At 32.8% G+C, this 13750-nt stretch carries 7 protein-coding genes; 2 read left to right on the forward strand and 5 right to left on the reverse strand.

Translation table 11 applies throughout. The annotated features are described in order from the left end of the window. Positions 1-59: 59 nt before the first annotated feature. Positions 60-620, reverse strand: coding sequence for a hypothetical protein (locus tag QZV68_RS02975; RefSeq protein WP_296878441.1), 561 nt, complete (start codon positions 618-620; stop codon positions 60-62). A gap of 239 nt (positions 621-859) precedes the next feature. Here QZV68_RS02975 and QZV68_RS02980 point away from each other — a divergent pair, with 239 nt between their 5' ends. Then, positions 860-1747: an alpha/beta hydrolase gene (locus QZV68_RS02980; RefSeq protein ID WP_296878443.1), complete on the forward strand. Its 888-nt coding sequence runs from the start codon at positions 860-862 to the stop codon at positions 1745-1747. 401 nt (positions 1748-2148) lie between these two features. Continuing rightward, positions 2149-5712 (forward strand): C1 family peptidase, encoded by a 3564-nt coding sequence (locus QZV68_RS02985; protein WP_296878445.1) that lies wholly within the window; start codon positions 2149-2151, stop codon positions 5710-5712. Between the two features lie 129 nt (positions 5713-5841). Here the strand turns inward: QZV68_RS02985 and QZV68_RS02990 are convergent, their stop codons facing one another. The 4 genes from QZV68_RS02990 to QZV68_RS03005 all read right to left on the reverse strand — a co-directional run bounded on the left by QZV68_RS02990 (position 5842) and on the right by QZV68_RS03005 (position 13743). Continuing rightward, positions 5842-6567 carry a type II CAAX prenyl endopeptidase Rce1 family protein gene (locus QZV68_RS02990; protein WP_296878447.1) on the reverse strand — a complete coding sequence of 242 codons (726 nt, stop codon included), beginning with the start codon at positions 6565-6567 and terminating at the stop codon, positions 5842-5844. 43 nt (positions 6568-6610) lie between these two features. Continuing rightward, a complete protein-coding gene (locus tag QZV68_RS02995) occupies positions 6611-9811 on the reverse strand; it encodes a C1 family peptidase (RefSeq protein WP_296878449.1) in 3201 nt (1066 codons plus the stop codon). A 405-nt stretch (positions 9812-10216) separates the two neighbouring features. Continuing rightward, positions 10217-11743, reverse strand: coding sequence for an MFS transporter (locus QZV68_RS03000; RefSeq protein ID WP_296878451.1), 1527 nt, complete (start codon positions 11741-11743; stop codon positions 10217-10219). Between the two features lie 269 nt (positions 11744-12012). After that, complete coding sequence (locus QZV68_RS03005; protein ID WP_296878453.1) at positions 12013-13743, reverse strand: MATE family efflux transporter; 1731 nt, start codon at positions 13741-13743, stop codon at positions 12013-12015. Positions 13744-13750 lie beyond the last annotated feature (7 nt).

Consider the following 13750-nt stretch of genomic DNA (forward strand, 5'->3'; position numbering starts at 1 on the left):
GAACTCCCATCTAATGGGAAGTTCAAATAATACCTTCAGATTAACTCCGTTTAACAGTTTTAAACAGCGAAATCGTATTTTCCTCTTTGAACTCTTTCAAAGTAAGTCAAAGCAATTGTAACAGGAATAATAATGTATTTAAGGGCAATAAACCAAGGCATTCCCCCCATCATATTAAATATCAGTACAATAACACCGGAAATAAGAGATATTAAAATTGCAAAGTTAGCAACCTTATAGTTTACCCTATATTCATGAAGGAAAAAGATCATGCTGATTAGTGTTATCACTGTAAGCATGCCGACAGGATTTTTAAAATCAACCGTAGTGGCGAATATTCCAAATATAATCACGACAATATATAAAATTACTGCAGACAGGAAAAAAGCTTCCTGATTCCTTTTCGCATTAAAGCCATAAAATGAATAAACTAAAAGAGCAATACAAACCAAAAATGAAAGAATATTTGTTATATAACTGAGAGTAAATCCCATTCTTAATTCAAACATACCCCATATACTGATTATGGCTACACATATTACCAATATGCTTTGAAAAAGTAGACCGTAAGCCAATCTTGAAGAAATTCCAAAACGGGCCAACATTTCATCATTATTCATAATACTGAACTCCTTTAATTGATATTAATATATATCTTTTTACTTTATATTAATTTTTTCTAAAATTTTGGATGTTTCAAATATTAATTGTAACTATTCTGAACGAAATTTAAATGAAACTTTAAGCTTTTAACTCAAATTTTTTAATTTATAAGTATAAAATTATATAAAAATAAAACCATGTTTAAATCAAACATTCAATGAATTGATAGTAAGATTAAATTATAGATGTGTGAAAAATGTCAAAAAGATCAGAAATAATAGAAACTATTCTCGAGAAAAAACACCGCGAATATATTGATGATGCCTCCAAGGCAGACGAATATATGCAAGAACGTTCCCTTGAAGAAGACGAAGAATACAAAATTCCAAAAATGATATATCATACAAAAGTTGAAAGCAAAGACATGTTCGGATGCCAAATGGTTACATTTAATGATGTTGAAAATACAGAGCGTCTGATCATATATCTTCACGGAGGAATATATGTAAACGAAATCAGACAACCTCACATTTCCTTTTGCGACAAACTCGCAAAAAAGGTTAATGCATGCATATTTACTCCAATATACCCTCTTGCTCCAAACCACACCTATGAAGAAACATATGAAATTGTTGAAAAGTTATATGCCCATCTGCTAACAATCAAAAAGCCCATCACAATTATGGGAGATTCAGCCGGAGGCGGATTGACTGCAGCATTCTGCGAATATTTGGGGAATAATAACCTGCCCCAGCCAAATAACATAATTCTAATATCACCATGGGTTGACGTATCAATGTCCGGAAATTATGACGACGTTGAATATGATCCTATGCTTGGAGTGGACGGCGCCCGCGAAATGGGAAAATCATGGGCAGGAGACCTGGATCCGAAAGACTATAAGGTAAGTCCATTGTTTGGAGAAGTGAGCAAACTCCCAAAAACTACGATATTCATTGGAACTCATGAAATAATATATTCAGACGTTGTCAAATTTCATGACAAGCTAAAGGATAACGGCGTTGATGTTGAATTGAATGTCGGAGAAAAAATGAGCCACGTTTATCCGCTTTATCCAATGGTTCCAGAAGCAAAAGAAGCATTTAATCACATTGTTGAAATACTTCTTGGCCAATCAAAGTAACCTGCTTTTAGCTATTTAAAGTTCCCGAAAGTATTTGGAAAGTCACCAATTATGGAACCCATTATATTTATGCATTGTTTAGATGAAAAAATTTTATATTAGATTTTTAAAGAGATAGTATCAATAATGAGCATTTTTACAATAGTGCAGATATTAAAGAAACATTAAAACAATATGAAAATTATTTTTTTATAATTGTGAATTCTATCTTTTTTATTAAACTTTTGAACTGCCTCAACTTGTAGAAGTTGAAGATTGATTATATCAGCATACCCCAACATAGCTGATTTATAGAAAATTACTTCCCTTTAACTTATTCCTCCAACATCTAAAACTATTAATTCCTTCAATGATAAATTATTAGATATAACTTATAATTAAAGAAATTGGAGGAATAAATCTTGAAATTATATAAAATAACTATTATTATATTGTTCGTGTTTATTTTTTCAATAGGTGCCGTTTCAAGCCAGGATGCAAATCAAACTGCAGATTTGGATATTGGAACAGATGTAGAATTGGAATCAGGAAATCCTGATTTAGTTTCGACTTCAACAGGCACATTTATTGATTTGAACGCAAGCATATCACAAAGCAGTGCGAAGATGGATATCGATCAGGATTATGCCTATGATATCAAAAAAGACAAAGCTCTCTCAAGCATTGAGATAACTAATAAAAATTTATCAATTAATGGTAATAACCATATCATAGACGGTAATGGCCTAACAAGAATTTTTACAGTCGATTCTTCAAACGTTGTAATGAACAATCTGATTATTAAAAATGCAAATCGGTCAGCCATTTTCATTAAAAATTCAACATTAATAACAAACAATGTTACCTTTGAAAACAATCTTGCCGTAGGCGGCGGTGCAATTTGTGGAGTATCATCCATTTACAACAGCAGTGGTGATAGGTTTATCAATAATTATGCCAAATACGGCTCTTCAATTTACCTAGCAGATAGAAGTGAATTATATCTTAACGATGGAACTTTTAAAAATGATGATTACTTCGATTGGAGTTTAATATATTTGAATTCTTGTACAGTTGATATACAGAACTCTGCTTTTTATAATTTAACATCAAATTATTGCCCTGCACTGTATATTGGAGAGTGTGAAGGTAGAATTAAAAATTCCAAATTTGTTAATTTGCACGCGAATAAGACAGCGGGTGCTGTAGCTTTAAAAAAGATTTTCAAAGAATTTTCCATTGAGGATTGTGAATTTATAAATGCCACCAGCGAAAAGAATGGGGGTGCAATTTATGCCGACATAAATGGAGATGGAGACTTGCCACGGGGAAACCTGAATATTGTCAATTCCCGTTTTGAAGATTGCACTTCTGAATTTGGTGGTGCCGTTGTTCAATTAGGAGGACTTTTAAATATAAACAATACAAATTTCACTTCAAATATTGCTGATTATGATGGAGGAGCTGTTTATACTTCAAATTCTTATGTTAGTATCGATAATTCCAGTTTTATTTCAAATAAAGGTTTAACAGATGGATTTTCAAATGGTGGTGCAATATTTAATGATAAAGGATCATTAGAATTAATTGGCTGTACTCTTGAAAATAATGTGGCAAGCAATGCATCTTCAATTTACAGCTATGAATCAGAATTAACCCTGAATGAATGCCACTTTAACAACCCAACTGTAAACAGCACCAGCATCTGCATGGTATTTGGCAATGGATATTCACAAAATGGAACCGATTTCAACAATGATGTCCTATCCTTAAACAACACATATTTTGAAACAAATGTAAAGAGTTCTCAAAAACCGTTTGTTATTATCAACAATACAATCCATTATGATAAACTGCCGGAAAGGTTTGATTTGAGGGATTACAATTGGGTATCCCCAGTTAAAAAACAAGGGGATATGGGTGCCTGTTGGGCATTCGGTAATGTTGCCGCATTAGAATCATCATTGATGCGATACCTGAATATCACCTATGACTTTTCCGAGAACAATGTGCAAAATTCAATGCTGAAATATTCAAAATATGGCGTTTCCACTATTACAGAAGGGGGAGACTTATATACTGCAGTAGGATATCTGCTTAGTTGGCTTGGAATATCACCTACAGAATACGATAGCTATGATGAATTGGGCAAAATTTCACCGATTATATCTTCACCCAATGATGTCCACATATTCGATGCGGTTTTTGTCCCTGCAAGAAATAATGTAACAGATAATTATTTAATCAAAAAGGCAATTATTGATTATGGCGCTTTAGCCGTTTCATGCTTTGCAGTTGAGGATGGAATCTATTTCAATACAAACACTTCTGCACAGTACATAAATGAATCCTCAACCGAAAATCATAAGGTTTGTGTGGTCGGTTGGGATGACAATTACTCCAAGGATAATTTTGCAATCACACCGCCAGGTGACGGCGCATGGATTATCAAAAACAGCTGGGGCAGCGAATGGGGAGACAAAGGCTACTTCTACATATCCTATTATGATGGAAGTTTTGCATCCAAAAAAGAACTTACCGGTTATATTATTAAGAATGACATCAATTATGACATGATTTATCAGCACGATATCGGCGGAGATTTAGTGTTGCTAGATGCGAATTATTATATGAACAAGTATATTGCAGAAGAAGATGCCCTAATTGCTGCTGTCGGAACTTATTTCGACAGTTCTAACTTAAACTACGAATTCTCAGTTTTCGTCAATGATGTTGAAGTATATACTCATAAAGGCGCAAGTGAATTCAGAGGATATTCTACAATACCATTAAACAAATTCATAAAAATCAAAAAAGGAGATGCCTTTAAAGTCATATTTAAGAATAAGGCCCCTGCATTAACTGACGGCAGGACACCTATTGACAAGGACGTGACATTCCAAAGTGATGACGGAAAAACATGGGAGGATTTATCCAACACCCAACGCGTAGCGGTTTTAAAAGTTTACACAATTCCTGATTTGAATATCGCTGACGATCTGGTCAAATATTACGGTGATGATACTCCATATACTGCTAACGTTCAGCCTGGCGACAAAGTGATATTTGAAATCAACGGCATTACTGCAACAGTAACAGCGGATGAAAATGGAAGTGCAGAACTTGGCATTGATTTAAAACCCGGCACATACTATATAAAAGTGAATTACAATGGAACCAAGTATCCTTTCAATGTTATAATCAAAAGCACAATCTCATCTCAGGATGCAACCAGAGGCTATAACAGCAACTACAACCATAAAATCCAATTGCTTGATAAAAAAGGCAATGCCTTAAACAATACTGCAATTACTGTGACCGTCAATGGCAAAACTAGCAAATATACAACTGACAGCAACGGTTTTGTCACCATAAAATTTACTAAATTAACAGCCAATCAGAAAATTAGCGTCGTTAATCCGTCCACCAGTGAAACAGGTGCAAATACAATCAAGGTAGTTTCAAGATTCAGCGGAAATTCAAACATCAGAATGTATTACTTCGACGGATCACGCTATAACTTCAAGGTTTATGGCAATGACGGTAAATTGGTTGGAGCAAACAAAGTTGTTAGCGTTAAAATTAACAAGAAGGCATATAAAGTTAAAACAAATAAAAACGGTGCTGCATCACTGGCAATACCAAATACCGTTAAACCAGGCACTTACACAATAACTGCAACTTATGCCGGCCAAACTGTTAAAAATGTTGTAAAAGTAAACCAGGTACTTAAAACAACAAAAAAGACAGTTAGAAAATCAGCTAAAAAATTAGTGCTTACAGCAATGCTGAAAAACCATCTTAAAGGTAAAATCATTAAATTCAAATTTAATGGAAAAACCTATAAAGCAAAAACCAATAAAAAAGGAATCGCTCAGGTAACCCTTAAGAAGAATGTCATTAACAAACTCAAAAAAGGAAAAACATATGCCGTTGTTGTAATCTATTATAAAGACACAATAAAATCAACAGTAAAAATCAGATAAATAAGGAAATAATTATTTTCCTTATTTTAATTTTTTTATATCACCATTTACCAAATTCCTATAAAATGTATGAGATAGATCGTTTTTTAAAAAAAAGAAGAGTAGATGCTGATGCACCTACTGAATATATTAATGAACTCCCGCCTGAATTGCAGACATTATAAAGCCGGAAAAATCTATCATTAAATGAACAATATATGATACAAATACGTTTTTTGTTTTCATATATGCATATAAATTAAATATAGAACCGAGTCCCTGAATTAATAGTATTTGAAAAATTCTTCCAGAATATGCAGAGTAATGAGCCATTCCAAAAATAAACAATGAACCAAAAATACCTATACATAGACTAATGTCACGATTTCCAGTTGATTTATATATTGCATACATTATAAGCAATAGCAGGAATATTTTTAAGAACTCCTCACCCATAAGCTGTAGAAAAATTGTTACAATAAATGTAGGACTTAGTTGTTCGGCTATTGGAAGAATTCCATTACCAGCAAGAGGATAATGCATTAATGCTAAAATTGGAGTAGCTATTAGCATAACATATAAAATATAGCCAAGAAAAGATAATATAATTGTTTTAATGTCTTTTAACCTTATCCTTTTAAAGAACAATCCATAATTTCTTTTACAGATGTACAATGCAGGAATTATTGTTACCAAAAATATCATTACAGATTTGAGTGCAGGATGCGAACTAAACAAAGAAATTGTAATTATGACCAAAATAACTGATATTAATACAATAGACCAATCAGCTGTGGATAGCTTCGGCACGTCATTGTAGAAAGGAAAATCAATCCCATCATCTAAAAATTTAAATTTGTCTTTTAAAGAGAACATGACAATTCACCTCCATAAATAAAAAAATAGATGAATAATTCATCTATCTAACATTAACTGTTGTTTTAATAGTGTCTTTAAAGTAACTCACCTTAACTACGTATGTTTTACCCTTTTTAAGCTTTTTAATAACATTTTTATTCAATGCTTTTTGTGCTATGCCTTTTGCATTGGTTTTTACTTTATATGTCTTGCCGTTGAATTTGAATGTTATTATTTTGCCTTTAACAAATTTGCCATTGATTTTAAGTGTTGCTTTTAATGTGAATTTTTTAGCAGTCTTTTTAACAGTGACTTTGCTTGCCTTAAGCACATGTTTTACAGTGATTTTGTTCTTGTAGGTTTTGCCATTGTATGTGGTTGTCATGGAATAAGTTTTTGGAAGCTGTGTTATCTTTATTTTAGCAATTCCACTGTTGTCAGTCCTGACTGTAGTTGATTGACCGTTAATTTTGAATTTAACACTTGCACCTACAACAACATGGCCGTCAGCTGTTGTAACTTTGACTGAAAAGTATTTGCCGCCGCCATAGTCGACTGCAATGTTTTTGTTGCCAACGATAGCAGTATCATCTTCTAACGTATATGCTTTAATACAGGCAACCTGTCCGTATTTCTGATACAAATCTTTCCAAGATCCATCATCAATATTAGTTAATGAAACACCCTTCTCATAGTGCATCCTTACTGGAATAGATATGCCTAATGCCGGGGATGTTACATAAATACTAAATTTATCACCTTTTTTAATTGGAATGTACTTGTTCAATTTAATGGTGTGGTATCCCCGATAAGGTGAAACGCCTTTTTGAGTATAGACCACAGCACCATTCACTGCAACTTTAATTGTATAATCCATGCCGCTCTGATTAAAGTAGGTTCCAACAGCAGCTATCAAATCATCTTCGACACTGACAAAGTTATTCACATTTGTTATAGGAGTGCCGTATAATTCACTGGTTTCATCATACATCATAAATTCCCAAATACCTGTAAAATCATATTGATAATTCTTATTGTATGGCAAAGTATTTTCAAACACATATGCGACCGCCTGTTCTGTTAGTTTGTCATCGGCGCATAATGTTCCATCATAATATGAAATGAACATGTATCCTCCATCACCACATTGGGCTCCCCAACTGTTTTTGATAATCCATGCCCCATCACCTTCAGGTGTGGTGGCGAAGTTTTCTTTTGAATAATTATCATCCCATCCAACAATAGCAACTGCATGATTTGGAGCACCATTCAAATGATAAAAAGCACCCGAAGTATCGTTATAACCTTCTGGATCTTGAAAAGCATCAAAAAGTACAGCCAATGCACCATATTTAAGAATAGCTTTTTTAAGAGCAGGATTTCCTGGAATTGATACTTTTCCAGAATCAATTAAAACAAAATCCTGAAGGTGTATTGTTTGATTTGTGTGGATTGAAGGAGATAATTTTCCAACTTCATCATATATGTCATAAACCTGCGGAAATGCTCCAATCCAAGATAAAAGATAACCTGCCGCAATCATTTCATTCGCACTTTCGACATTACCGGATCCGTATCTGCTGAAAATAAGCATGGAATCCTGCATATTATTTTCTGAAATATCATATGATATCCCAGTATTTTTCAATAAAGCAGATTCAAATGCTGCTATTCCACCAAATGCCCAACAAGAACCCATACTTCCTTGATCCCTAACTGGTGTAAGCCATCCGATTTCCCTCAAATCAAATCTGGTAGGAAGAATACTAAGGTCAATGCTGTTTGTGGTTAAATTTAATTTCATTCCTTCGCCAGTAATCACACTTGGATAATATGTGTTATTCAAATCATCTTTAGAAATTGTATCGTTCCCATATATTCGACCTATTGTTGATTCAACATCATCAAAATAAGTATAAACAGGATTATTGTTGTTGTTAAAGGTTATATTATCCAGATGATATTCGGCATCATAAATTAATATTCCACCGGCCATTGAAGCGCTATTATTATTGAATTCTGAATCCGTAAGATTTAAAAGGCCGAAATCAAAATATAGTGCGCCTCCGGATGTTTGATAATTAGGCTGTGACACCACTTTATTTGAATTGAATTTACAATTGATTATTTCTGCAATTACATCTGAAAGATATGCTGCCCCTCCGGCATAAACTGCAAAACAGTCGGTGAAGCTTGAATCTTTAAGGGTTAAATTACCGGTTAGCTGAACAAAAGCCCCGCCAAAACCTGAGAAAATATTATTGAAAGTTGAATTTCGAATAGTTATTTCAATTGGTTCTGTAATTGGTTCGGTACCCTCTCCTTCGACATCGACAAATACTGCCCCTGCATTTTTAGTTGAAGTAGTATTTGCAAATAAACAATTTTCAATAATTGCCTGTTTAGGTACCCGAATTCCTACAGCACCAACGGATTCATTTGCTTTTAAATTATAAAATTTAGTATTATTGATGATTACATAGCACTCTTGAGCAAATACTGCAGGAGCATATTTTGACGAAACATTATTGAAAATACAATTATCAATAGATAATACAGTGAAATCCCGCTCGTTAGTAGAAATTGACCCCCACTTACTGAAATATTTTGATGTAAAATTACTGTATTCAACATTTAAAGTACCGGTTTCCAAATAAAGTGCACTGCCCCTATCTGAATAACCATCAATAAAGTTACAATTAGAAATATTAACAATGGCATTTGCCGCAATAGTCATTGCTCCTCCAAAGAGTTTTGCACCATTGTTAATAAATGTAACATTATTTAAAGTTAATGACCCTTTTTCAGCAATTATTGCACCACCATACCCATCAGAATAACCATTAACAAACTTAAGATTGTTTATTGTGATATTTTTTCCTAAAACGACGAACATTGACACCTGACCATTTCCATCAAGTATGTGGTTATTTCCATTTATTACAAAATTATCTTTAACAATACCAATTGGCTTTCTAATATCAGCATTATTGAATTTATAGTCCTTTTCTATTTCCAATACTTCCCCAGATGCAGAAATATCCTTAGCTAAATCTGTAAACGTATTGTTAGTTTCACTTTCACCATATTTGTTATATTCTGTACTTTGCAAGACTGCTGGCTCATCATTAAGAGCAGCATCCCCCATTTCTATTGTATTATCTGTACTTATTGTTTCATTGCTAATTTCTTCTGTTGCTGAGACCGCACCTATTGAAACTATCAAAAAAAGCAATAAAAACCCTATTGCCGTGAATTTCATAGATTACCCCCAATTAATCAAAATTTAACCCATAAATAAAAAAAAATATGAATATTATTTTTACCTGTTATCGAATATTGAATATTTTTTAAACAACAGGTTAAAAAAAAGTTTATTCCCATACATATATAAAAATATCGATTTAATTCCAAAGAAGACATTTTGTTCTATTACATACGAATATATCTTTAATCTGATTTTAAATCATTTTTAACAGAATAATTGAAATTTGAGATAATTTTATCCAAAAGATAATTAGAAATCTCACAAAAAAGCAATTGTCACAAAATTCTTAAATTAAAAATATTGCTTTTTAGTTATATCCAAAAAATCTTCCGTTAATTTCATCATTTCCAATACTGCAATAGATTGATGTTAAATATCATGATATGAAAAATGTTTTGGTCATGCATCCTTTTTAGCCCATTCCGGTGCAATGCGTTTAAAGAACCTTACGGCACTTTCATTAGCAACATAATCATATCTGAATTTGCTGTAGAAAAGCAAAATTACTGCAGACAAATTTAACAATATGCATATAAACATCATTAAGTTAGCTGACTGAACGAATAAATGATTAATATGGTTAGGTCCCAATTGCTGATTTCCAATGAAAATTGACAATATGACTGCGAAAATTCCAGCACTTAAAATTTTACCTAATTCCTTACTGGTTGATAAAACTGAACTTGCATCAGGTAAATCTTTTTCATCCACAATAGTTAAAACGTATTTATTATTTGGAGCTGAAAACAATCCATTGCCTATTCCTTGTAAGGCGCATCCAACAAGAATAATATTAAATGGTATAAAATCAACAAAGAAAAATATGACTGATGATACGCATATGAACATCATTGCCACACCGGATATTATTCTTGAATCTATCCTATTTGAAAGCCTGCCTGAAAAACCGGATATCCCTATCATGATAATAGGTGCAATAAGAAGAATAAAACTCACGACAATCTCTTCAACATTTAAAACATATTGCAAATGCAGTGCCAGTACAGTAATGGTAATTGTTACAGTGAAATAAGTTATCATAGCAGCATAATTTCCAATCACATATTTAGCATCCTTAAGCAACTCAAAATTAAATATCGGTTCTGGAACGCTTTTTTCAACTTTAATCAATATTATGAATAAAATAACGCTGACTACTACAAAAACAATTCCAAACTCATCCAATAATGTCATCCCATAGGTAAACAGACACATCATAACAACGTAGATTAGTGAACCTTTATTGTCGACAGGTTTCTTTTCTGTAGCCCATTCATAGTCAATTCCATTCAGCAATATCAACAGAATAGCTATTATTGGGAGAACCATTAAAAATGCCCATTTCCAACTTAATACAGAAATTGCCAATCCCATAAATACCGGAGCAATTAACAATCCAACATATCCTGCCGATGAAACTACACCTAATGCAGAACCTATTTCACTATCCTCAAACTCTTCAACTACAATAACATATAAGCTAATGGCCAAAATAGCAGCTGAAAATCCTTGCATCAGTCTAGATAAAAGAAACATAAAATCATTTATCGAAAATGCTGAGATTAAAATAGAAAATAGCAGTAATAAAAGACTTATTTTAGTGGATTTTTTAACCCCATACTGTGAAATGATATTAGCAAAAGGCAGACTGAAAGCTACAAAACTCATCATATAAATTATATTTACCCACAAAATTGCTTCAGCAGAAAAATTCAATTCGATGGCTATACCTGGCAGTGCAATAACAGTCATGTTAGCAATTAACTGTATGATTAACTGAGATATCGCTACAACAATCAAAGTTGATTTCTTATCTGAAATTTTAAAAATAATATCCCCACCAAATTGAATATTATATATATTCCATATTGTTTTTATAGTTAGCTTTAAGATAACAAAGCCTAATAAAACGTACGCATAGTTCACATGCCTATCTTTCACCACTGAAAACTTTAATAAAAAATGGGCACAAATTTAAGTATATGAATGAAAATCTTTATGGAATGTTTGATAAAGTTTTACAATCCGAATATTCTATTATAGAAGATGGCTCAAAAAAGACTATTAAACTGGGAAAAAATGCAAAATACGGGACAATGGAGACTTATTCCTTATTTGATGGAATAATTCTGTTAAACTACCTAGACCTATAGAGGTCGAGGCAGTTCAACTGAAATTTAATCATTTTTTTATAATTAATTTCGACTTTTGATTGTAATTACAGTGCTGTTTAACCCCAATACCCTCGAATAATCAATTTTATCAGCAATCTTATTCAAAACACTGATATTGTCAAATTCAAGATTATCATTTTCAACTACAGGATTAAAGTCAATGCCTGTATCCTTAATAGAAATTAAAATATTTTCACCATTATTTTTAACAATGACATCAATTGCATCAACATATTCATTGATATTGATGATATTGACAAGCATTTCTTCAATAGCCATACTAACCAATACTGCCGATTTATTTTCGGCCAAATATTCCTGAACTTGGCTAGATAACTCTACAGCCTGTTTGACATCGCCTTCGATTGTATATGCAAATACCTTTTCATCATCATTATGTTTGTTTATGAAAAATCCTGAGTATTCGCCATTAGTTTTTTTGTTGAGATATTTTGAATATACGAGTATGTATAATATTGTAAGGACTTCGGCAATAGTGAATGAAATCCAAATTCCGTTTGCACCCATCAAAAATGACAATAAAAATGCAAATATCACCGGAAAGACACAGCCTTCAAGTATGGATATGGTATTTGACAATTTATCTTTTTGAATAGCTTGGGCGTAAAAGGTATACAGGAACGTAATTGCTATTCCAACATAACTCAATGAGAAAATCCTGATTGCATTCAATACAATAGGGATATCTGAAGGATTGTTGACATGGTATAACATCAATAACGATTGAGGACAGATAATGAAGAACACAGACAGTATTAAACTTGAAGCCAGAACTATCTTTAAGGATTTTTTCGTAATATAATCAACACTTTTATAGTCCTCCTCCTGATAATAGACCGATACGATTGGAGACATTGTCTGTGCAGTACCAATCAGGAATATGTAAAGAATAAACAGACTATTGCAGCAGATGTTGAATGCAACCAAACCATACTGGCCTATGTATAAGGTAATCAGAGTGTTTATTATAAAAATCTTTATTGTGAAATATAATTGTGTTGATGCACCGGAAAATCCGGATTTACAGATTTCAGCAGTAGTGCTCAAAAATGACTTGAATTTAACGAAAACGAATTCTAATGTCCTTTTAGGATTGAAGAAGTAAGTTAACATGTAGATAGAGCCTAAAATATAACCTGCAATTGTTGCGCCGGCCGCACCGGAAAGTCCCCAGCCAAACACTCCAATAAATATAAGATCAAATACAATATTGGCTACATTAGCCACAATCAATGACCTTAAAGGCAGATCTGCAATCCCATCTGCACGAACAAAGTACGATAAGCACATGATAAAGCATAAGAATGGAATTTCAAATATGTAAATACTATAATATTGGAAAACAATTGGTTGTATCTGAGCGGAAGGGCATAAAATCGCTATAATCGGACCTGAAAACAGCGTTCCCAAAACCGAGAACAATATTCCAATCAACACTAAGGACATTATCGAAACGGAAAATATCCTATTACTTTTTTCATTATCAAACTCCGCCTTTGCAATTGAGCACATTACACTGCCCCCCAAACCGATCATCCAATAAATTAAATTAACGAATGTGCCCAACGGCTCTACCGGTTGGATAGCAGATAATGCAACAGCACCAATCAAATTACTTACAATAATTGAATCAACAAGCAAACAAATATTGCCTGTCATTGAAGTTAATAAGGTAGGAATGAAGAATTCCTTGAATTTACCACTTAATAATTTATAATTACGTTCATACATTGTTTCA

This window comes from uncultured Methanobrevibacter sp. (assembly GCF_902801725.1).
Taxonomy (GTDB): domain Archaea; phylum Methanobacteriota; class Methanobacteria; order Methanobacteriales; family Methanobacteriaceae; genus Methanocatella.